Source organism: Methylobacterium sp. Leaf93, from assembly GCF_001422345.1.
GTDB classification, from domain to species: Bacteria; Pseudomonadota; Alphaproteobacteria; order Rhizobiales; family Beijerinckiaceae; genus Methylobacterium; species Methylobacterium bullatum.
Genome location: NZ_LMMS01000023.1, coordinates 220,945 through 240,955 on the forward strand (window position 1 = coordinate 220,945; position 20,011 = coordinate 240,955).

The 20,011-nt window shown below is 69.5% G+C and carries 20 protein-coding genes and 1 riboswitch; of the genes, 15 read left to right on the forward strand and 5 right to left on the reverse strand.

All coding sequences use genetic code 11. The annotated features are described in order from the left end of the window. Window positions 1-11 precede the first annotated feature (11 nt). Together cobO and cobU are read right to left on the reverse strand one after the other, a co-directional pair. A complete protein-coding gene (gene cobO, locus ASF26_RS12785) occupies window positions 12-632 on the reverse strand; it encodes a cob(I)yrinic acid a,c-diamide adenosyltransferase (RefSeq protein WP_056254381.1) in 621 nt (206 codons plus the stop codon). After that, window positions 629-1,141, reverse strand: a complete 513-nt coding sequence (cobU, locus tag ASF26_RS12790; RefSeq protein WP_056254384.1) for a bifunctional adenosylcobinamide kinase/adenosylcobinamide-phosphate guanylyltransferase — start codon at window positions 1,139-1,141, stop codon at window positions 629-631. The genes cobO and cobU overlap by 4 nt, the downstream gene beginning before the upstream one ends. A gap of 106 nt (window positions 1,142-1,247) precedes the next feature. Beyond that, window positions 1,248-1,442, forward strand: a riboswitch (cobalamin riboswitch). A 56-nt stretch (window positions 1,443-1,498) separates the two neighbouring features. Here cobU and ASF26_RS12795 point away from each other — a divergent pair. The 10 genes from ASF26_RS12795 (at window position 1,499) to cobJ (ending at window position 11,865) form a co-directional block, all read left to right on the forward strand. After that, window positions 1,499-1,675 carry a CbtB-domain containing protein gene (locus tag ASF26_RS12795; protein WP_056254388.1) on the forward strand — a complete coding sequence of 59 codons (177 nt, stop codon included), beginning with the start codon at window positions 1,499-1,501 and terminating at the stop codon, window positions 1,673-1,675. A gap of 30 nt (window positions 1,676-1,705) precedes the next feature. Next, window positions 1,706-2,485 carry a CbtA family protein gene (locus tag ASF26_RS12800; RefSeq protein WP_056254391.1) on the forward strand — a complete coding sequence of 260 codons (780 nt, stop codon included), beginning with the start codon at window positions 1,706-1,708 and terminating at the stop codon, window positions 2,483-2,485. Beyond that, on the forward strand, window positions 2,478-2,900 hold the full coding sequence (locus tag ASF26_RS12805) for a DUF1636 domain-containing protein (protein WP_056254394.1): 423 nt from the start codon (window positions 2,478-2,480) through the stop codon (window positions 2,898-2,900). Before ASF26_RS12800 ends, ASF26_RS12805 begins: the two co-directional genes overlap by 8 nt. Further along, window positions 2,897-3,931: a cobalamin biosynthesis protein CobW gene (cobW, locus tag ASF26_RS12810; RefSeq protein ID WP_056254398.1), complete on the forward strand. Its 1,035-nt coding sequence runs from the start codon at window positions 2,897-2,899 to the stop codon at window positions 3,929-3,931. Before ASF26_RS12805 ends, cobW begins: the two co-directional genes overlap by 4 nt. A 143-nt stretch (window positions 3,932-4,074) precedes the next feature. Then, window positions 4,075-4,860, forward strand: coding sequence for a DUF4349 domain-containing protein (locus ASF26_RS12815; protein WP_244475916.1), 786 nt, complete (start codon window positions 4,075-4,077; stop codon window positions 4,858-4,860). 13 nt (window positions 4,861-4,873) lie between these two features. After that, the gene (gene cobN / locus ASF26_RS12820) at window positions 4,874-8,368 is read left to right on the forward strand and encodes a cobaltochelatase subunit CobN (protein WP_056254402.1); all 3,495 of its coding nucleotides are present in this window, start codon (window positions 4,874-4,876) and stop codon (window positions 8,366-8,368) included. After that, window positions 8,365-9,693 (forward strand): hypothetical protein, encoded by a 1,329-nt coding sequence (locus ASF26_RS12825; RefSeq protein WP_056254404.1) that lies wholly within the window; start codon window positions 8,365-8,367, stop codon window positions 9,691-9,693. The genes cobN and ASF26_RS12825 overlap by 4 nt, the downstream gene beginning before the upstream one ends. Then, window positions 9,690-10,322, forward strand: a complete 633-nt coding sequence (locus ASF26_RS12830) for a precorrin-8X methylmutase (protein ID WP_056254407.1) — start codon at window positions 9,690-9,692, stop codon at window positions 10,320-10,322. Before ASF26_RS12825 ends, ASF26_RS12830 begins: the two co-directional genes overlap by 4 nt. Beyond that, the gene (locus ASF26_RS12835; RefSeq protein WP_056254411.1) at window positions 10,322-11,113 is read left to right on the forward strand and encodes a precorrin-2 C(20)-methyltransferase; all 792 of its coding nucleotides are present in this window, start codon (window positions 10,322-10,324) and stop codon (window positions 11,111-11,113) included. Before ASF26_RS12830 ends, ASF26_RS12835 begins: the two co-directional genes overlap by 1 nt. Continuing rightward, window positions 11,110-11,865: a precorrin-3B C(17)-methyltransferase gene (cobJ, locus tag ASF26_RS12840; RefSeq protein WP_056254414.1), complete on the forward strand. Its 756-nt coding sequence runs from the start codon at window positions 11,110-11,112 to the stop codon at window positions 11,863-11,865. The genes ASF26_RS12835 and cobJ overlap by 4 nt, the downstream gene beginning before the upstream one ends. Window positions 11,866-12,032: 167 nt before the next feature. Here the strand turns inward: cobJ and ASF26_RS12845 are convergent, their stop codons facing one another. After that, entirely contained in the window at window positions 12,033-12,770 is a 738-nt protein-coding gene (locus tag ASF26_RS12845) for a cobalt-precorrin-6A reductase (RefSeq protein ID WP_200925927.1), read from the reverse strand. A 32-nt stretch (window positions 12,771-12,802) separates the two neighbouring features. Between ASF26_RS12845 and ASF26_RS12850 the strand changes: the two genes are divergently transcribed. The 4 genes from ASF26_RS12850 (at window position 12,803) to ASF26_RS12865 (ending at window position 16,726) form a co-directional block, all read left to right on the forward strand. Next, window positions 12,803-14,032, forward strand: coding sequence for a bifunctional cobalt-precorrin-7 (C(5))-methyltransferase/cobalt-precorrin-6B (C(15))-methyltransferase (locus tag ASF26_RS12850; protein WP_056254897.1), 1,230 nt, complete (start codon window positions 12,803-12,805; stop codon window positions 14,030-14,032). A gap of 182 nt (window positions 14,033-14,214) precedes the next feature. Continuing rightward, a complete protein-coding gene (locus ASF26_RS12855; RefSeq protein WP_056254901.1) occupies window positions 14,215-14,622 on the forward strand; it encodes a cobalamin biosynthesis protein in 408 nt (135 codons plus the stop codon). Next, entirely contained in the window at window positions 14,619-15,401 is a 783-nt protein-coding gene (cobM, locus tag ASF26_RS12860) for a precorrin-4 C(11)-methyltransferase (protein WP_056254420.1), read from the forward strand. The genes ASF26_RS12855 and cobM overlap by 4 nt, the downstream gene beginning before the upstream one ends. Then, the gene (locus tag ASF26_RS12865; RefSeq protein WP_056254423.1) at window positions 15,398-16,726 is read left to right on the forward strand and encodes a cobyrinate a,c-diamide synthase; all 1,329 of its coding nucleotides are present in this window, start codon (window positions 15,398-15,400) and stop codon (window positions 16,724-16,726) included. Before cobM ends, ASF26_RS12865 begins: the two co-directional genes overlap by 4 nt. 11 nt (window positions 16,727-16,737) lie before the next feature. Here the strand turns inward: ASF26_RS12865 and ASF26_RS12870 are convergent, their stop codons facing one another. Further along, window positions 16,738-17,133, reverse strand: coding sequence for a helix-turn-helix transcriptional regulator (locus ASF26_RS12870; protein WP_056254426.1), 396 nt, complete (start codon window positions 17,131-17,133; stop codon window positions 16,738-16,740). A 467-nt stretch (window positions 17,134-17,600) separates the two neighbouring features. Between ASF26_RS12870 and ASF26_RS12875 the strand changes: the two genes are divergently transcribed. Beyond that, a complete protein-coding gene (locus ASF26_RS12875) occupies window positions 17,601-17,960 on the forward strand; it encodes an antibiotic biosynthesis monooxygenase (protein WP_056254428.1) in 360 nt (119 codons plus the stop codon). Between the two features lie 94 nt (window positions 17,961-18,054). Here the strand turns inward: ASF26_RS12875 and ASF26_RS12880 are convergent, their stop codons facing one another. After that, entirely contained in the window at window positions 18,055-19,998 is a 1,944-nt protein-coding gene (locus tag ASF26_RS12880) for a hypothetical protein (protein ID WP_244475918.1), read from the reverse strand. Between the last annotated feature and the right edge of the window lie 13 nt (window positions 19,999-20,011).

Here is a 20,011-nt window from a genome sequence, read left to right on the forward strand (position 1 = left end):
GCGCCCAGTAGTCAGAACTCGATCCCCTCCTGTGCCTTCACCCCGGCGGCGAAATGGTGCTTCACGCTGCCCATCTCGGTGACGAGGTCGGCTGCCTCGATGAGGGCCGGCTTGGCGTTGCGCCCGGTGACGATGACGTGGAGATCGGGCCGGCGCGCCCGGAAAGCCGCCACCACGGCGTCGATGGGCAGGTAATCGTAGCGCAGGGCGATGTTGAGTTCGTCGAGGAGGATGAGGCGGATGGTCGGATCGGCCATCAGCTCCTCGGCCTTGGCCCAGGCATGCTCGGCCGCCGCGATGTCGCGGGCCTTGTCCTGCGTCTCCCAGGTGAAGCCCTCGCCGAGCGTATGCCACTCGATCCGGTCGCCAAAGGCCTTCAGCGCGTGCTTCTCGCCCGTATCCCAGGCGCCCTTGATGAACTGGACCACGCCGACCCGCCAGCCATGGCCGAGCGCCCGCAGGACGAGGCCGAGCCCGGCCGTGGTCTTGCCCTTGCCGGGGCCGGTATTGACGATGAGGAGGCCCTTCTCGATCGTCTTGGCCGCGACCTCGGCGTCCTGGACGGCCTTGCGCTTCTCCATCTTCTCGCGGTGACGGTCGGCCTCCGGGTCATTCGTTTCCAGATCGTTCATGCGCTCGCTCCGGGTTGGGGTTTCACGATCATCGGCAGTCCCGCCACCATGAACACCACATGGTCGGCCCGCGCGGCGAGGCGCTGGTGCAGGCGCCCGGCCGCGTCGCGGAAGCGGCGGGCGAGCGCGTTGTCCGGCACGATGCCGAGACCGACCTCGTTGCCGACGAGCACCACCGGCCCCGACGCGCGATCGCAGGCCTCGATCAGGGCGGCGCTCGCCGCCTCGATATCGGCCTCGGACAGGATTAGGTTGGTGAGCCACAGGGTCAGGCAATCGACCAGCACCGGCCCGGTCGCCGCGGCGACGGCCTCGGGCAGGTCGATCGGCACGTCCCGCGTGATCCAATCGGCCGAGCGGCGCGACCGGTGAAGGGCGATGCGCTCCCGCATCTCGTCGTCCCAGGCCTGCGCGGTGGCGAGGTAGAGCCATGGCGCGGGGCAGGCTTCGATCAGGCGCTCCGCGTGCAGGCTCTTGCCCGAGCGCGCGCCGCCGAGGACCAGTGTCATTCTTGGAGAAGGCTGCCGCATGGCTCCCTTTAGCGCGAAACCGCCCTGCCCCGTCAAAGCCGGTAAAACGCTTTGGCGCCGCGTTGTCAGCGGTCGCGCGAGCGCGTAGAAGCGAGGTTCGGACGGTGCCCCGGCGACGGGGTGAAAAGGGAATGCGGTGAGGGCTCGCGCCTGAAACCGCAGCTGCCCCCGCAACTGTGAGCGGAGACGGGCCTGCCATCGGCCACTGGAGCGATCCGGGAAGGCGGCAGGACCGGACGACCCGCGAGCCAGGAGACCTGCCTTCCGAAGGGGACCACATCGTCCTCCCGCTCTATCCTCGAACGCCGCCGGCGGGGCGGCCGGAGACCTGACACGATGACCACCAACACCCTCGTCCTCACCGGCACCCGCAGCAACGAGCGTCTCGGCGCGATGCTCATGGCCGCTTTCCTCGGGCTCGGGCTCGTCTTCATGGCCGGCTTCGCCCCGGCGATGGCGCTGCACAACGCGGCCCACGATTTCCGGCACGCCCAGAATTTCCCCTGCCACTGACCGCCTCGCGCTCAGTCAGGACCTGATTCCATGATGATCCGACTCGTGTCGGCGGCCCTGGTCGCAGGCTTCCTGGCGGCTGTCGTCGCCACGGGCTTGCAGCTCGCCCTCACCTCGCCACTGATTATCGCGGCTGAGCGTTACGAGAGCGGCGAAGCCACGGCGCCGGCCGCGCAATGGATGCCGCGCGGCGCCTCGCCGGCCTCCCTCATCGTGCCCGTCCATTCCGGCCATGACCATGGCGGCAAGACGGACGGTGTCGAAGGCGGCGAGGTCGCACCGGCCTGGCAGCCCGGCCCCGGCCTGCCCCGTATGGTCTTCACCGCCCTCGCCACCCTCGTCGGCGGCGTCGGCTATGCCCTGTTGCTGGGCGCGGCTCTCATCGCCTGCGGGCGCGAGCCGAGCCCGGAAACCGGCCTGCGCTTCGCCATTGCGGGGTTCCTCGCCGTGGCTCTCGCCCCGGCCCTCGGCCTGCCGCCGGAACTGCCCGGCATGGAGGCGGCCCCGCTCGCCGAACGCCAGTTCTGGTGGATCATGACCGCGGCCGCCACCGCCATGGGGCTCTACCTCATCGCGATCCGCCGCTCCTCCATCGCCATCGCTGGAGGGCTCGTGCTTCTGGTCGCGCCGCATTTGGCAGGCGCTCCGGAGACGAGCCACACCGCCTCTGCCCTGCCGCCGGGTTATGCGGCGCAGTTCGCCGCGCGGTCGCTGGGCATCGCCTTCGTGTTCTGGGCGGTGATCGGCCTCGCTTTCGGCTGGGCCTGGAACAGCGTCGGGCGCAAGAGCCCGGCGGCGTCGAATGCCTGACGAGGACCTCCAGGCCGGCAGCCCGGTCGTACTCTACGTCTGTGCCACCTGCCGCATGGCCGGCGACACGTCCGAGCCCCGCGCCGGGGCACGCCTCGTCTCGGCGCTGCGCGATGCGGTGACGGAAGCCGCCATCGATGGCATCGCGGTCGAGAGCGTGGAATGCCTCTCGGTCTGCAAGCGCCCCTGCACCGTCGCCGTGGCGTCCGAAGGCCGCTGGACCTACGTCTACGGCGATCTCGACCCGGTCGAATCGGCCAGAACCATCCTCGCGGGCATCGGCCTGTACGCGGAGACGCCCGACGGCATCGTGCCCTGGAAGGCACGGCCGGAAGCGTTCCGCAAAGGCGTCGTCGCCCGCATTCCCCCGTTTCCTCCGCCGCGCGCGGACAGAATTCCGGACGCCGCCGAATGAGCATCGTCGAGAAGATCCCCTGCACGATCGTCACCGGCTTCCTCGGAGCCGGCAAGACGACCCTCGTGCGTCACCTCGTGGAGAATGCCGGCGGTCGTCGGCTCGCCATCATCGTCAACGAGTTCGGCGATATCGGCTTCGACGGATCGTTCCTGGCCGCCTGCGGCATCGAGGGCTGCCAGGACGAGGACATCGTGGAACTGGCCAATGGCTGCATCTGCTGCACCGTGGCGGACGATTTCGTGCCGGCCCTGAACAAGCTCCTCGACCGGGCCGACCCGCCGGAGCACATCCTCATCGAGACGTCAGGCCTCGCTCTGCCGAAGCCCCTGGTCCAAGCCTTCCACTGGCCCGCCATCCGCTCGCGGGTGACCGTGGACGGGGTGATCGCGGTCATCGACGGCCCCGCCGTCGCTGCCGGCTTCTTCGCCGACGATCCGGCGGCCCTCGCCGCCCAGCGGGCCGACGATGCCAGCGTCGATCACGACAACCCGCTGGAAGAGGTGTTCGAGGACCAGCTCCTCTGCGCCGACCTCGTAGTCATGAACAAGGCCGACCTCCTCGACGAAGCCGGCAAGGCCAAGGTCCGCGCCGAGGTGGAGCGCCAGCTGCCGCGCGCGGTGAAGATGGTCGAGGCCGAGCATGGCCGCCTCGATCCGCGCGTGATCCTCGGTCTCGGCGCCGCCGCCGAGGACGATCTCGACGCCCGCCCCTCCCATCACGGCGAGGGCGAGGATCACGATCACGACGATTTCGACTCGGTGGCGATCACGGTCCCCGCGACGGCGAGCGCCGAGGATCTGGCCTCCCGCGTCGCCCGCGCCGCCGAGACCAGCGGCGTCCTGCGGATCAAGGGCTTCGCCGAGGTCACCGGAAAGCCGATGCGCCTCGTAGTCCAGGGCGTCGGCGCCCGCATCGCCCATCATTACGACCGCCCCTGGCGGGCGAGCGAGAACCGCGACGGCCGGCTCGTGGTCATCGGGCTGAAGGGTTTCGACCAAGGGGCGGTGGCAGCCGCCCTGGCGGGGTGAGCGCGTTGACCGCCCGACGGATTCCGGCGCGCGGGTGCCGCGGCCTTGTGGTCGCGTCCGGCCTGGCGGCTCTCGCGGCGATCGGTGGGTGCTCGGATTCACGTCCGCCCAAACCGGAGTTTCAGGCCTCGGACAGCCGGGCGATGGCACGCCTCTCTCCGGTGGCTCGCCCCCTCGCCCAGACGGGCGATGCGAAGCTCGCCTATACCCACGACCTGACCATCGGATTGCCGCCCCAGCGGGTGAACGCGCATTTCGAGGCGGCCCGCGACCGCTGCCTGAACGAGGCGGCCCTGAAATGCATCCTCGTCGCTGCGTCCATCGACGATGGCCGGAGGCCTGCGGGCCGTCCGCAGGCGCAGGTCCAGGTCCGACTGCCGCATGAATCCGTTGCGCCCTTCATGGCCTTCGTCACGTCGCCCCTGCCCGGCGAGGCGACGGGCGACGTCGTGCTCCGGAGCCAGTCGACGCGTGCCGACGACCTGACGGATGCCATCGAGGATGGCGGCAGGCGCTTGGCCCAGCTCACCGCCTATCGCGCCCGGCTCGATGCGATCGCCGCACGGCCCGACCCGCGCGTGGAGGATCTGATCCGCATCGCGCAGGAATTGGCGCAGGTTCAGTCGCAGATCGAGGAAGCCGATGCCAAACAGCGCGGCCTGAGCCAGCGCGTCGATACGGAGCTCGTCTCCGTCGCCCTGCGCTCCGACGAGGCGCGCGCCGGGCCTCTCGCCCCCGTGGAGGAAGCCTGGGCCCAGGCGGGCCAGACCTTCGGCGCGAGCGCCGGATCGGCCTTGCGCTTCGTCGTGGCCGGCCTGCCATGGTTACCGCTGGTGCTGATCGGCGTGTTGCTCCTTCGCGCGCTGTGGCGCCGGCGCAGCCGCCGAAGCGCCATGACCGAGCGGACGTCCTCCAGGGCACAGCCATGACGGCGCGCCGCCCATGCATCTGATCCGAATCGACACGGTCTCCCTCGACGAAGGCGAAGCCGCCATCGATCTGGGCCAGGCGCCCGGCGACATCGTGTTCCTGTCCTTCACCGATTCCGACCTTTCCGGCATGGCCGGCGCGCATGCGGCCGAGCGGGAGGCAGCGGCACGGGACTCGTCGGCGAGCGACGTCCCGACGCTCCGCCTCGCCAAGCTGGCCCGGCTGCGCCATCCGATGTCCGTCGATCTCTACGTGGACAACGTGATCGCGCGGTCGAAATTCGTGGTCATCCGCTGCCTCGGTGGCCTCGATTACTGGCGCTACGGCGTCGAGCGCGCCGCCGCCGCGGCTCGCGCGAACGGCGTGAAGCTCGCCGTCATTCCGGGTTGCGACAAGCCCGATCCCCGCCTCACCGCCTTCTCGACGGTGGCTCCGGAACTCGTGGCGACGCTGGAGGGCTATTGCCGCGCGGGCGGAGGCGAAAACCTGCGTAGAATGATCCGGCGTCTCTCCGGCGAAATTGGGTATGTGATCGAAGCGCTGCCGCCAGTCGCCCTGCCGCGCGGCTTCGCCTGGTGCCCGGGTTGCGGACCGGTCGCACACGAGACCGCCCTGGCCGCCGCAGGTCGGGATCGCCCCCTCGCCCTCATCCTGGTCTATCGGTCGGCGGTGCTCGGCGGCGACACCCGGCCCGTGGCCGACCTCATCGCAGCCCTCGGTGAGCGCGGCATCGGTGCCGCCACCCTCGCGGTCGCAAGCCTCAAGGACGCGCTCGCCCTCGATGCCGTGCGGGAGATACTGGCCGCGCGCAACCCGGACATCGTCATCGCGGCAACGGCCTTCTCGGCGCGGGAGGATGGCGGCTTCGTCCTTGATGGCGCCGACGCGCCCATCCTTCAAGCCTACACGATCGGGGCCTCACGGGAGGCCTGGGAGGCCTCGGCGCGGGGCATGAACGCCGCCGACCTCGCCATGCAGGTGGCGCTTCCCGAATTCGACGGCCGGCTCTCCGGTTTCCCGATCTCGTTCAAGGAGGACGGGCCGGAACTCGACGGGTTCAGCGAGCGCCGGGCCATGCCCTTCCCGGCTGGCATCGCCGCCTTGGCCGACCGCGCATCGGCCTGGGTGGCGCTGAAACACCGGCCGCGCGCAACGCGTCGCCTCGCCCTGGTCCTGTCCGACTACCCTGCCCGTGGCGGCCGGGCGGGCTTCGCCGTGGGGCTCGACACGCCGGCGAGCGCGGGGGTGATCGCGGAGACGCTGCGGCGGGCCGGCTATGCGGTGGGCCACCTGCCGGAGCCGGACGCTCTGATGCACGCGCTGATGAAGGAGGCTCCGACCTTCGCGGTGCCGCTCGCGGCCTATCGCGACTGGCTCTCTACACTGTCACCGGACGAGCGGGACACGCTCGATCGACGGTGGGGCGAGCCGGAGGCCGACCCGGTCTGTGTCGATGGGGCGTTCCGCTTCCCGATGGTGCACGACAATTCTCCGTCCAACCCTCAACCTCATCCTGAGGCGCCGCGTCAGCGGCCTCGAAGGAGGCCTCCAGTATCCGCTGAGGGTTCTGGAAACCTCCTTCGAGGCCAGCGCTGCGCGCCGGCACCTCAGGATGAGGTGGATGGTGGGGACGACCGAGAACGAAGCGTTGGCCTCGCCGTCTTCCTTCAGCCCGACCGTGGCCGGGCGGCGGATCGCAAAGCGGGCTATCACGACCCCGACGAGCCGCCGACCCATGCCTATCTCGCCTTCCATCTCGGATTGCGGGAGGGGTTCGACGCCCTGATCCATCTCGGTACCCACGGCACCACCGAATGGTTGCCCGGCAAGGCGGTGGCCCTGTCGCCGGCCTGCTGGCCGGCGCGGGCGATCGGGCATCTGCCCGTGATCTACCCCTTCATCGTCGACGATCCCGGCGAGGCGGCCCCCGTGAAACGCCGGCTCGGCGGCATCGCCCTGGGCCACCTGACGCCCCAGACCGAATGCGCCGGCCTGACCCCGGAAGCCGCGCGGCTACGCGAACTCGTGGAGGAATATTCCTCGGCCAGCGTCCTCGATCCGCGACGGGCCGACATCATCGCCCGCGCGATCCTCGACGATGCGGCCGATGCCGGCCTTCTGTCCGGCGCCGGGATCGACGCCGACACGCCCATGGCCGACGCGCTCACCGCCCTCGACGCGCATCTGTGCGACCTCGGCGAGGTGACCACCCGCGACGGGCTCCACGTGTTCGGATCGGCACCGGACGACGCGCCGGCCCCTGTGAAAGCCTGCGCGGCCGCCGAGCGCAAGGGGCTGCTGGCGGCCCTCGACGGACGCTTCGTTCCCCCCGGCCCCGCCGGCTCGCCCTCTCGCGGGCGGACCGACGTGATGCCCACGGGGCGCAACCTCACTACTCTCGATCCGCGCAGCCTGCCGACGCGGGCCGCCACGCTGCTCGGCGCGAAAGCCGCCGATGCGGTGGTCCGGCGCTACCTGCAGGACGAGGGCGACTACCCGGCCCGCATCGTCATGGATCTCTGGGCCTCGCCGACCCTCCGCACCGGCGGCGAGGACGTGGCGCATGCCCTGGCACTCATGGGCGTGCGCCCGACCTGGGACCATGCCTCCACCCGCGTCACCGGTTTCGAGGTGTTGCCGCTCGCCCTTCTCGACCGACCGCGCATCGACGTGACCCTGCGTGTCTCGGGCGCGTTCCGCGATACCTTTCCCGAGACCCTCTCTTTCCTCGCCCGCGCGGCATCTGCCGTCGCCGAGCGCGAAGAGGAAGACGACGAGAACCCGCTCGCCGCCGCACGCCGCCGGGGCGAGGCCCCCGCCCGTGTCTACGGCGCAGCACCAGGCCGCTACGGCGCCGGTGCCGGCGAACTCGCCCTCGACGGACAATGGCAGAGCCGCGACGATCTCGGCCAAGCCTATCTCGACGCCACCTCGCATGCCTATGGCGGGACCGAGGATATGGCCGATGTGGGCTTCGCCACCCGCGTCGCGCAGGCGGACGCTTATGTCCACGCCTTCGATGTCGCCGAACGGGACCTCCTCGACGGCGACGCCGCGGCCGATGCCATGGGAGGGTTCTCGGCTGCCGCCGCGCTCGGCGGGCGCGCTCCCGCACTCTACAGCCTCGACGTGGCCGACCCGGAAAAGCCCAAGGCGCGCACCGCCCGCGAGGATGCGGCGCGCCTCATCCGCGCCAAACTCGCGAACCCGCGATGGATCGCGGCGCAGCTGCGCCACGGCTATCGCGGCGCTCAGGAACTGGCACAGGGGATCGACGCGGTCTTCGTCCTCGCCGCCGCCACGGACGCCATCTCCGACGCCGATCTCGACCGGCTCTACGGGGCGATGATCGCCGATCTCGATACGTTCGATGCCCTGCGCGCGGCCAATCCCGATGCCGCCCGCGCCATCCTCGAACGGTTCGACGAAGCGCGCCGGCGCGGGTTCTGGACCACACGCCGCAACGCCATGGCCGCCGACGAGCTGATGCCGGAGGCGGCCGAATGAGCGCGCCGCGCCGCGTCTCTCCGGAGCCTGCACGCCGGGGCTGGTGCCCGAGCCTCGCCCGGCCGATGCTGACGGGGGACGGGCTGCTTGCCCGCGTGCATCCACCACTGGGCATCCTTACGCAGGCGCAGGCGCGGGCGGTGGCGGAAGGCGCGCGCCGCTTCGGCAACGGCCATATCGACGTGACGGCGCGGGCGAACCTGCAGGTGCGGGGCGTCACCGAGGCAACCCGCTGCGGCCTCGCGGAGGCCCTGGACGCGGCTGCGCTCAACGATGTGCGTAGCGACGGTGGGCCACAACGGCTTACCCTGACCACGCCGCTCGCCGGCCTAGATTCTACTCTTATCGACATTCTGACCCTGGCCGGGGCGATCGAGGCAATCGGGTTGGCGATCCCGGGCCTGCCGCCCAAGGCGCTGGTCGCCGTCGAGGCGGCGGAGTGCGGCGCCTGCCTCGGCGGGGCCCAGCCGGATTGCCATCTCGTCGCCACGGCGGAGGGCTTGGCGTTGCAACTCGCAGGCGACGCGGCTTGGTGGCATGTCCCCGCCGACGGCGTGCATTCTGTCCTCGACGCCACCTTGCGCCGGCTCGCCGGGAGCGGTCAGCGCCGGATGCGGGATCTATCCTCTTTGGACAGGAGCGGCCTGGCGCTTGGCCTCAGCCTGCGCTCCGCAACGCCTCCTCCCGGCGCATCGCTGCCGCGTCCTGGCCTACTTGCCCTGAACTCACATCTTCCCACCGCTCGCGGGCAGCACGAATCCCCCCCAAGCGAAGCTTCGCCCGTCAGCATCCTGCTCGACGCGCCCTTCGGCCGCTGCACGGCGGACGCCCTGGACGCCCTCGCAGATGCAACCGAAATTCTCGGGACAGAGCCTCTGCGGCTCTCGCCGACGAGGGGCTTTCTTCTCGTTGCCCCCAGCGCGGCAGCGGCGGAGGCGGTGCGACCCATCCTCGCGGCGGCAGGCTTCTTGACGGAGCCGGACGATCCGAGGCGGGCGGTTGCCGCCTGTCCGGGAGCGCCGGCCTGCGCTTCCGGCTCGACGACGACGCTTGTCGACGCGGCACGGCTGGCCGACGCCTTCGAGGCCTTTTCGGCGCGAGGCCTGTCGGCCCATGTCTCCGGCTGCGCCAAGGGCTGCGCCCATCCTGCCGCCGCCTCGCTCACCCTGGTCGGGCGCGATGGCCTCTATGGCATCGTCCTCGACGGCCGGCCCGATGCGTTGCTGGAAACCCTCCTCACTTTCGACGCAGCGCTGGAGCGCGTAAGGAGGGCCGATCCGGCCTATCCCGCCACCCTCGCCCACGCTTTCAGGACATCCCCATGAGTTCGCGCCTCGACTATCTGCGCGACGGACAGGCGATCTACGCCCGATCCTTCGCCATGATCCGCGCCGAGGCCGACCTCGCCCGCTTCTCCGGCACCGCCGAACGCGTCGTCGTGCGGATGATCCATGCCTGCGGCATGACCGACCTGCCCAAGGACGTGGAAGCCTCCGAGGATTTTGCCGCCAGCGGCGAGGCCGCGCTCAAAGCCGGGGCACCGATCCTGTGCGATGTGCGCATGGTCGCCGACGGTGTCACCCGCTCGCGTCTTCCCGCCGACAACCGGGTGATCTGCACCCTCACCGACCCGCGCGTGCCCGGCCTCGCCGCCGAGATGAACACGACCCGCACGGCCGCCGCCATGGAACTCTGGCGCGAGCATCTTCCCGGCAGCATCGTCGCTGTCGGCAACGCGCCGACCGCCCTGTTCCGGCTGCTCGAATTGCTCGATGAAGGCGTCGCCCCGCCGGCGGCGGTCATCGGAATCCCCGTCGGCTTCGTGGGGGCCGCCGAGTCCAAGGAAGCCCTCGCCCGCGACGGGCGGGTGCCCTTCATCGTCGTTCATGGAAGGCGCGGCGGCAGCGCCATGACCGCCTCCGCGATCAACGCCCTCGCCAACGAGATCGAGTGATGGATTCGAGCGAGCGGCTTCCCCCCGCAGAGCCGGCGGACATCACCGAGATCCCGCGACAGGTCACCACCGGTACGCTCTACGGCGTCGGGATGGGACCGGGCGACCCGGATTATCTCACCGTCCGCGCCATGAAGCTTCTCGCCGAGGCGCCGGTCCTGGTGCATTTCTGCAAGAAGGGCCGGCGCGGCAATTCCCGCACCATCGCCGATGCGGTGATGCATGACCCGGCCCGCGAGATGCCCCTGGTCTATCCCTACACCACCGAGCTTCCCCCGGAGCATGGCGAGTACGTCTCCGCCCTCGCGTCCTTCTACGACGATGCGGCGACGCGGATCGCCGACCATCTCGGGGCCGGGCGGGACGTGGCGATCCTGTCGGAGGGCGATCCGTTCTTCTACGGCTCGTTCATGCATCTGTGGCGCCGCCTGAAGGACCGTTTCCCGGTAGAGGTGGTGCCCGGCGTCACCGGCATGTCCGGCTGCTGGACCAGGGCCGGAACCCCGATCACCTGGGGCGACGACGTGCTGACGATTCTCCCGGCGACGCTGAGCCATGACGCCCTGGTGGAGCGCCTCCGCATCACCGACGCCGCCGTCATCATGAAGCTCGGCCGCCACCTGCCGAAGGTGCGCCGCGCCCTGGCCGAGACCGGCCTCCTCGACCGCGCGGTCTATGTGGAACGCGGCACCATGGCCGGCGAGAAGGTGATCGCGCTGGCCGAGAAGCCGGACGACGACGCCCCCTATTTCTCGATGGTCCTGGTGCCCGGCGAGGGGCGCCGCCCGTGACCGGTTCCGTCACGGTCGTCGGCCTCGGGCCGGGCGATCCGCGTCTCCTCACCCAGGCGGCGAGCGAGGCCCTGGCGCAGGCGCAGGACCTCATCGGCTACATCCCCTACGTCGCCCGCGTGCCCGACCGGCCGGGGCTGACGAAACACGCCACCGACAACCGCGTCGAGGTCGACCGGGCCGGCCATGCCCTCCGGCTAGCCGCTTCCGGCCGCCGGGTCGCGGTAGTGTCGGGCGGCGATCCGGGGGTCTTCGCCATGGCGGCGGCGATCTTCGAGGCCGTGGAGACCGGCGATCCGGCATGGCGCCACCTCGCCATCACCGTCGAGCCCGGCATCACGGCGATGCTGGCCGCCGCCGCCCGCCTCGGCGCGCCGCTGGGAGGCGATTTCTGCGCGATGTCGCTGTCCGACAACCTCAAGCCCTGGGAGGTCATCACCGCCCGGCTCGAGGCGGTGCTGCGGGCCGATTTCGTGATCTCGCTCTACAACCCGATCTCCTCGGCCCGGCCCTGGCAGCTCGGGGCCGCGCTCGGTCTCGCCGCCGACCACCGCGCACCGGAAACGCCGGTGATCTTCGCCCGCGCGGTCTCCCGCCCGGACGAGGCGATCCGGATCCTGACCCTGGCGCAGGCGCGTGAGATGAAGGCGGACATGGCCACGATGGTCATCATCGGTGCATCCGCCACCCGGCTGATCCCGCGCGGTGACGCGACACCCTTCGTCTACACCCCGCGCAGCGTGCCGGCGTGAGAGCGGGACGCAGCAGCGTGGCTCCCACAATTCCCCAATCAATCCACCTCGTCCTGAGGTGCCGCAGCGAAGCGAAGGCCTCGAAGGAGCCCTCCATTCAGCCCTGCGAGACCTGGAGGGCTCCTTCGAGGCCCGCATCGCGGGCACCTCAGGGTCAGGGCCGGGCTTCAGTGGTTCAGGCGCTCCCGCAGCCACGCCAGCGCGCCCTCGGCATCCGACACGCTGTCGACATCCGGCTTATCGGGCGGGCGCACGATCACCACCGGCAGACCGAGCGCGCGGGCTGCGGCGATCTTGCCGTAGGTGGCGGGGCCGCCGGAATTCTTGGTGACCAGGATGTCGATCCACCGCTCGGCGAGGAACGTCATCTCGGCGGCCTCACCGAAGGGACCGCGTGCGGCGATCTCGGTGAGGCGTGGCACCGGCAGGGCGTCGCCGATCGGCTCGATGGCGCGGACGATGTAATCGTGCTGCGGGGCAGTCGCGAAGGCGCCTACTTCGAGGCGGCCAATCGTCAGGAACACCCGCCGGGGCGTCTCGCCGAGGGCGAGGACGGCCTCCGACATGGTCTCGACCTCGGTCCAGCGATCTCCCTGCCTCCGCTCCCAGGCCGGGCGGCGGATGGCGAGGAGCGCCACACCGGTCCGCTCGCAGGCAAGCGCCGCGTTGCGGCTGATCCGCGCCGCGAAGGGATGCGTGGCGTCGATCACCACGTCGATCCGATTCTCGGCGATCCAGGCGGCGAGGCCCTCAGCTCCGCCGAAGCCACCGATGCGGGTGGAGACCGGTTCGCGCTTCGGCGCGCTGGTACGGCCGGCGAGCGACAGGGTCGCGTCGATCCGCGGATCGAGCCCCTTCACAAGAGCGCTCGCCTCGGTGGTGCCGCCGAGGATCAGAACTCGCATCGTCGCCCTCTCCCTATCCGGCAACCTTGTCCATGAGCGCCGCCCCCGTGTCGAGCACCGCCCCCTGGCTCACCATCGTTGGGATCGGAGAGGACGGGCGCGCGGGCCTGAGCCCCGCCGCCACAGCCGCCCTCGACGGGGCGGAGGTGGTCTATGGCGGAGCCCGCCATTTCGCCCTCGGGGGACCGTTGAGGGCCGAGACGCGGGTCTGGCCGCGCCCGATCTCCGACGCTTATCCCGGCCTCCTCGCCCGGCGCGGACGCCCGACCTGCATCCTCGCCACCGGCGACCCGTTCCATTACGGCATCGGCGCCGAGATCGCGCGGCTGCTGCCGGCGGCCGAGATGTGCGTGTTCCCCCACCTCTCGGCATTCAGCCTAGCGGCGGCACGGCTCGGCTGGCCGCTCGCCGAGACCACCTGCCTCACCCTGCACGGGCGGGCGCTGGAGCGGATCGTACCCCACCTCCAGCCGGGCGCCCGGCTCCTCACCCTGACCTGGGACGAGACCACGCCGGAGGCCGCCGCCGCCCTGCTCACGGAACGCGGTTTCGGCGCCTCTCGCCTCGTCGTCCTCGAGGCCATGGATGGCCCGCGCGAGCGCCGGCTCGAAGCAAGGGCCGATGCGTTCTCCCTCACCGGGATCGATCCGCTCAACACCCTGGCGGTGGAGGTCGTCGCCGATGCCGATGCTCGCGTCGTCAGCCTGAGCCCTGGCCTCGATGATACCTGGTTCGAGAATGACGGCCAGCTCACCAAGGCCGATATTCGCGCCGTGACCCTCGCCGCCCTGCGCCCCCGCGCCGGCCAGCGCCTCTGGGACATCGGCGCCGGAGCCGGCTCGATCTCCATCGAATGGATGCTGCGCCATCCCAGCCTGCGCTCGTTGGCCATCGAGGCGAACCCGGCCCGTGCGGCGCGGATCGCCCGCAACGCCGCCCGCCTCGGTGTACCGGACCTGCGCGTCGTGGAGGGCGAGGCGCCCGCCGCCCTGGAAGGCCTCGAACGTCCGGACGCGATCTTCATCGGCGGCGGAGTCGCGCGTCCTGGCGTGCTCGACCGTGCCCTTGATGCCCTCGGGCCCGGGGGCCGTCTGGTCGCCAACGTCGTCACCCTTGAGGGCGAGGCGGTCCTGCTTGGCGCCCTCGCCCGTCTCGGCGGGCAGCTGAAGCGGCTGTCGGTGGCCCATGCCGATCCGGTCGGCCATCTCCACGGCTGGCGCGCCGCAATGCCGGTGACGCAATGGGTCTGGACGAAGCGGTGACGGGCGGCTGGGCGGTGCCCGACGCGCTTCCCCTCCCCCTTGTGGGGAGGGGTCAGGGGTGGGGGTGGCTCCGAACAGGGCGCACCTTATCCGACACCACCCCCACCTCCGGCTCCTCCCCACAAGGGGGAGGAGGGGCCTGCGACTTGTCTGACGATGATCTGGCCCCTCGAGATACGCGGATAACCCGTCTCATCGTAGCCGGCATCGGCTTCCGGCACGGGGCCATGCCCGACGAGATCGTCGCCCTGATCCACCGAGCGCTTGCCGAAAGCGGCCATGAGCCGGACCAGCTCGGTGCGATCGCCACCGCCGAAGACCGCGCGAACGAGCCGTCGATCGTCGAGGCCGCCGCTGTGTTCGGCCTCGTGCCCGTCGGAATATCACCCGCCGAGATGATCGCCGTCGATGCGCGCGTACCCACCCGCTCGGGCCGGATCGAGGCGAGCCGGCAAGTCGGATCGGTGGCGGAAGCCGCCGCGCTGGCCGTGGCCGGCGAGGGCGGAACCCTGATTCTGCCGCGCATCGCGTCACCAGCGGTGACATGCGCCCTTGCGCTTCCCGCGTATTTCGCCACTCAGGCGGGATGACCGTACATTTCATCGGCGCCGGCCCCGGTGCGGCCGACCTCATCACGATCCGCGGGCGCGATCTCATCGCGCGCTGCCCCGTCTGCCTCTACGCCGGCTCGCTGGTGGCGCCGGAAATCCTGTCCTGGTGCCCGTCCGACGCCCGCATCGTCGACACCGCGCCCCTCGACCTCGACGCCATCGTGGCCGAGATCGTCGCCGCGCACGAGGCCGGGCAGGATGTGGCGCGGCTGCATTCGGGCGACCTCTCGATCTGGAGCGCGCTGGCCGAACAGACCCGCCGCCTCGACCGGCTCGGCATTCCCTACACGGTGACGCCGGGCGTACCGTCCTTCGCCGCCGCCGCCGCCCTACTCCGGCGCGAACTCACCGTGCCGGGCCTTGCCCAATCCGTGGTCCTCACCCGGACCTCGGGCCGGGCCAGCGCCATGCCCGAACGCGAGACGCTCCAAGCCTTCGCCGCCACCGGCGCGACGCTGGCCCTGCACCTCTCCATCCACGTCATCGATACCGTGGTGACCGAGCTCGTACCGTTCTACGGGGCGAATTGCGCCACCGCCGTGGTGTTCCGGGCCACCTGGCCGAACGAGCGCGTCATCTCGGGCACCCTCGCCAGCATCGCGGAGGATGTGCGCGCCGCCGGTCTCGAGCGGACGGCGCTGATCCTCGTCGGCCCGGCCCTCGCGGCCAGCGAATTCCGCGAGAGCGCGCTCTACTCCACCGATTACGACCGCCGCTTCCGCCCCACGGGGCAGCCGGCCCCCGGAGTCGAGTCATGACGATGATGGACCGATCGCATCCGCCCGGCCTTCTCGTCGCCGCCCCACGGTCGAGCTCCGGCAAGACCACCGTGACGCTGGCGCTGATGCGGGCGCTCGCCCGGCGCGGCCTTGCCGTGCGTGGTGCCAAATGCGGACCGGACTATATCGACCCGGCCTTCCACCAGGCTGCCACGGGCTATCCCAGCGTCAATCTCGACAGCTTCGCCATGCCGGATGCCATGCTCGATTCGGTGGCGGCGATGGCGGGCCATGGGGCTGATATCGTCATCGCCGAGGGCTCCATGGGCCTGTTCGACGGCATCGTCGCCAGCGAGGGCCGGACCGGCGCCAATGCCGACATCGCCGCCCGCTACGGCTGGCCCGTGCTTCTCGTCGTAGATGTCTCGGGTGCCGCCCAATCGGCCGCCGCCGTGGCACTCGGCTGCGCCCGCTACGATCCTCGTATCCGCATCGCCGGGGTGATCCTGAACAAGGTCGCCAGCGCCCGCCATCGGCGTCTGGTCGAAGCCGGTCTCGCGCGGGTCGGCATCCCGGTTCTCGGAGTGCTCATGCGCGACGCGACCCTCTCCCTGCCCGAGCGTCATCTCGGTCTCGTCCAGGCTCGCGAGACGGGCGATCTCACCGCGCGGCTAGACTGCCTCGCCGATCTGGCGGAGGCCGGTCTCGACCTCGACGCCATCCTCGCGGCCGCATCGGGACGCCTGCCGGACGTGTCGGATGCCGCCCTGCCCCCTCCCCCGGGGCAGCGCATCGCCATCGCATCGGATGAGGCCTTCTCGTTCCTCTATCCACATATGGAGGCGGGCTGGCGCGCGGGGGGCGCCGAACTGGTCGCTTTCTCACCCCTCGCCGACGAGGCGCCGCCGGAGGGCTGCGATGCCTGTTGGCTACCGGGCGGATATCCTGAGCTTCATGCCGGGAAACTGGCAGCGGCGGGCCGATTCCTGGACGGCCTCCGGAGCTTTGCCGAACACCATCCCGTCCATGGCGAGTGCGGCGGCTACATGGCTCTCGGTCTCGAGCTGGAAGACGCGGCGGGCGTCACGCATGCGATGGCGGGCCTGCTCCCCGTTGCGACCTCCTACAAGGTGCGCCGCCTGCATCTCGGCTACCGCGTCGCGACGCTCATCGGCGATGGTCCCCTCGGGCAACGCGGATCGCGCCTCGTCGGCCACGAATTCCATTATGCCAGCGAACTGACGCCGACTCCCGCCGAGCATGTCGCTCTCGCGGTGGTGACCGACGCGGAAGGAGTTCCGTTAGGCATGGCAGGCCACCGACGCGGCCGTGTGTCGGGCAGCTTCTTCCATCTCATCGGATGAGTGGAAACCGTTCAGACGGCCGCAGGGGTCTCTGAACGTTTTCCCATCTTTGCCGCAGTCCGCACGATCGCCAAAACGTCCCGCCGGAGTTGGTCGTCCTCGATCAGGGCGTAAGCCTGGAGTAATTCGATCGCACCGTGCGCGCTCAGAAAACCGAACACCTCAGATTGTGCTCCTCCCGCATCGTCCTCCTCGAAGAACGCCGAGACCGGCACTTCGAGGAGACGGGAAATCTCCCGCAGTCGGCCAGCGCCAACGCGGTTTTGCCCCTTCTCGTATTTCTGAACCTGCTGGAAGGTCACTCCGACGGCAGTCCCGAGGGCAGTCTGACTAAGGCCACGAGCCTTGCGCAGGGCCGTGATCCGCAACCCAACCAGGCGGTCGACATCGGTAGTTTGCTTGGGCATCGTCACTCGTTTCGGTGCTTAATACGGTCTCGGCCGGTTGTGTCGGTCTCCGCAACCGATGCGCCAACTTTAATATGCCGCATTCGGTACGGTCGGAAGTTAAAAGAAAGTGAACCCGTGGTCTCCACGGCCCTCCCGCGAGGAGAGAAGAAATCTCCAGAAACGACCAAGGAACCAGGAGCGCCCCCTGAATCCAACGAGCGTGAAACCAGCTTGACCACAAACCGGGCAAGGATGGCAAGAGTCACCATGAACTTGCCGCCGCAAACCGAGAATGGCCGGACACAGGCTCCACAACGATGTGAGGTAAACGTTCTTATGTCCAACAACCTCATGACAGAAATAGTGCTATTTTAATACGAAATTATGTGGCCTTTCCCATCATTTTCCAATCGGGATATCGCGGTTTAGAATACCGCGCGGACGGCCGGCCGCCCCCGCTCCCGGCCTCGAGACGAAGGTGCTTCATGTTCATCGCCATGAATCGATTCAAAGTTGTTCCGGACGCAACGACAGAATTCGAGCAGGTCTGGCTCGGGCGGGACAGCCAACTCGGCGAGATGGAGGGCTTCGTCGAGTTTCAGTTGCTTCGCGGCCCGACCTACGAGGATCATGTGCTGTATGCCTCGCACACCGTCTGGGCCTCCAAATCGGCGTTTGAGGCCTGGACCCGGTCGGAGCAGTTCCGCAAGGCGCATAGCCGCGCACCGACGACGAAACCTCTCTACCTCGGCCATCCGCAATTCGAAGGGTTCGAGCCGATTCAAACCTTGAGCATGGCACAGGAAGACACGTCGGCGGAGCGGCATTCCGAAGCGGTGGCCTGAACGACCTCGCCATCCGGCGGCATCCTCGCCCCGCACCGTCCGAAGGGGATGCCACCACGCTTCGAGGCCGGCTACCAGCCGTCCTCCGCCTTGCTCAGTCCCGAACGGCCACGATGACGTGGCCGCGCCGCGCCGCGAGTGCAGCGACAACCCGCCGGGCGAACGCCGTGTCTGGTAGGCCGTCTCTGAGCCCGAGATACAGTTCGTTCCATCCAAAGCGGCAGTCGATATCCGGGATCTCCACGAACTGGTCGAGCTCACCGAGCATTGCCTCAGCGAAATCCTCGGGGTTCATCATCGGCTCGACGGCGTCGAGGAGGCCGTACTCTTCCAAGAAACTACCGTTCAGGTTGATGAGACCGTCCCGGTGCCGGATCAGCGCAAAGTAGATGCCAAAGCCGATCATGGCTCGGTCGCGCCAGCCGGTTTCGGCAATGTATGTCTTCATCATCACGTCGGTCGCGTAGGTCTCATGCTCGCCGTCACGCCTGGCGAGATAGCTGCGAAACACGTCGTGCGCATCCGGGTCGAGACGCAGCAGGGCCTGCATGGCAGGGGCGAGCGCGCCGTGGCTCTCCTTCGGTCCCCAGATTTGACGATACAGGCCCTTGGCTTCGACGGTGCGCGGATGCACGTCGAGATAGGTCGTCAGGAGCTCCCGCAGCATCGGAGCGGCCGCGATACGGTCGCGTGTCACGCGTGCGAAGAAGGCTGATTCTGTCATCGTCCGGCCGCCAACCACGAAGGACAGTTCCAGGACATCGGTCTGCAGCAGGTCGGCCAGTCGCTCGCGGATGTCCTGGGTAAGACGAGATAGGCCCTCGGCGACGGCTGCCTGTGACAACGCCTCGACGACCACCACGTGGCGGCGGCTCGACCGGGCCAGGAAGCGCCGGACCGCCGCCTCTTTCGGACCCGACCAAGCCGAAGCCCGGAAGCCGTCTTCGTCCTGCGAGATCGCCCGGACCGGAAGGTCGCTCGCGCACCAATCGCGCTGGATGCGGACGGCATCCGGCAAGACCTGGATTTCCACATGTTCGGCATGCGCCACGTCGGCGATATCGGCCAGGATCTTGGTTCCGTGAAAGCGTTGAAAATGGAAGACGGGCGAGAGCGAGCCGTCCAGGCTGATGCGCTGAAACTCAGCTCGCTTGTCCCAGAAATGGCCGTACTGAATCCAGAACGCCGTCTCGGCCGGCTCCCAAACCACATTCCGTATCGCCAGTGGGGGCTCGGCCGTCATGCGCGCCACGATGGTTCGTGCCAGGCCGAGAGGCATGGTCGTCCAAAGTTCGAGAGCCTGGCTCACTCGGCGCGTTCCATCCGCGACCGCATCCCGGTGCGACGAAGGCGCACCGGCGGAGCCATCGTGGACCACCAGCAGGGCGGAGGAGGGCGTGACGGCGTAGCGACCGCTCGGGCTGAACCACCACGGTTTCGCCGCATCCGGCAGCGGTTCGCAGCGCACCATTCCCGTGGAAGGATCCAATCGGTACAGCCCATACCGCGATTCCGGCGCACCGCATTCGAAGCCGACGAACGCCAGCAGGCCGGCCGGATCCCGAAACACGTTATCCTGGATCGTGAGGGCGGTCGGCTCGCCGGGCTCGGGGACAAATTCACCGCCACCCGCCAATCGGCCTAAGGTTTGGCCGGCCGTCCATTGCAGACCGTCTCCGTCCGCGACGATCGCGAGGTCCAGCGTGCGCCGAACCTGAAGGGCATGGAGGTAGCGCTCCTCGTCGAGGGGACGCTTGCCGTCGTACAGGACGATCCATCCGGAATCGGCCGGCACGAAAATGTGGCGGTGGCGATCCGTCCCGGCGGGTTGCCGCGCGATCTCCCTGTCGAGCCGCCAATCGATGAGGCAGATCTCCCCATCGGCGGACAGGCAGACAAGGCGGTCCGGGTCGACGAACGCTGCGTCACGGATCGATCCATCCGGAAATGGCAGGAACATCCGCCATGTGCCGCCGTCTTCCACCGCCGCGACGGCGTTGTACCGGCGATGTGTTCCTGAAAGCGTCACGCGCGGCATGAAAGCTCCCCCG

Bases quoted from the DNA above. Each gene is read 5' to 3' on its own strand.
- cobO (WP_056254381.1), bottom strand. From the start codon at position 632: ATGAACGATCTGGAAACGAATGACCCGGAGGCCGACCGTCACCGCGAG.
- cobU (WP_056254384.1), bottom strand. From the start codon at position 1,141: ATGACACTGGTCCTCGGCGGCGCGCGCTCGGGCAAGAGCCTGCACGCG.
- ASF26_RS12795 (WP_056254388.1), top strand. From the start codon at position 1,499: ATGACCACCAACACCCTCGTCCTCACCGGCACCCGCAGCAACGAGCGT.
- ASF26_RS12800 (WP_056254391.1), top strand. From the start codon at position 1,706: ATGATGATCCGACTCGTGTCGGCGGCCCTGGTCGCAGGCTTCCTGGCG.
- ASF26_RS12805 (WP_056254394.1), top strand. From the start codon at position 2,478: ATGCCTGACGAGGACCTCCAGGCCGGCAGCCCGGTCGTACTCTACGTC.
- cobW (WP_056254398.1), top strand. From the start codon at position 2,897: ATGAGCATCGTCGAGAAGATCCCCTGCACGATCGTCACCGGCTTCCTC.
- ASF26_RS12815 (WP_244475916.1), top strand. From the start codon at position 4,075: ATGGCACGCCTCTCTCCGGTGGCTCGCCCCCTCGCCCAGACGGGCGAT.
- cobN (WP_056254402.1), top strand. From the start codon at position 4,874: ATGCATCTGATCCGAATCGACACGGTCTCCCTCGACGAAGGCGAAGCC.
- ASF26_RS12825 (WP_056254404.1), top strand. From the start codon at position 8,365: ATGAGCGCGCCGCGCCGCGTCTCTCCGGAGCCTGCACGCCGGGGCTGG.
- ASF26_RS12830 (WP_056254407.1), top strand. From the start codon at position 9,690: ATGAGTTCGCGCCTCGACTATCTGCGCGACGGACAGGCGATCTACGCC.
- ASF26_RS12835 (WP_056254411.1), top strand. From the start codon at position 10,322: ATGGATTCGAGCGAGCGGCTTCCCCCCGCAGAGCCGGCGGACATCACC.
- ASF26_RS12845 (WP_200925927.1), bottom strand. From the start codon at position 12,770: ATGCGAGTTCTGATCCTCGGCGGCACCACCGAGGCGAGCGCTCTTGTG.
- ASF26_RS12850 (WP_056254897.1), top strand. From the start codon at position 12,803: ATGAGCGCCGCCCCCGTGTCGAGCACCGCCCCCTGGCTCACCATCGTT.
- cobM (WP_056254420.1), top strand. From the start codon at position 14,619: ATGACCGTACATTTCATCGGCGCCGGCCCCGGTGCGGCCGACCTCATC.
- ASF26_RS12865 (WP_056254423.1), top strand. From the start codon at position 15,398: ATGACGATGATGGACCGATCGCATCCGCCCGGCCTTCTCGTCGCCGCC.
- ASF26_RS12870 (WP_056254426.1), bottom strand. From the start codon at position 17,133: ATGCCCAAGCAAACTACCGATGTCGACCGCCTGGTTGGGTTGCGGATC.
- ASF26_RS12875 (WP_056254428.1), top strand. From the start codon at position 17,601: ATGTTCATCGCCATGAATCGATTCAAAGTTGTTCCGGACGCAACGACA.
- ASF26_RS12880 (WP_244475918.1), bottom strand. From the start codon at position 19,998: ATGCCGCGCGTGACGCTTTCAGGAACACATCGCCGGTACAACGCCGTC.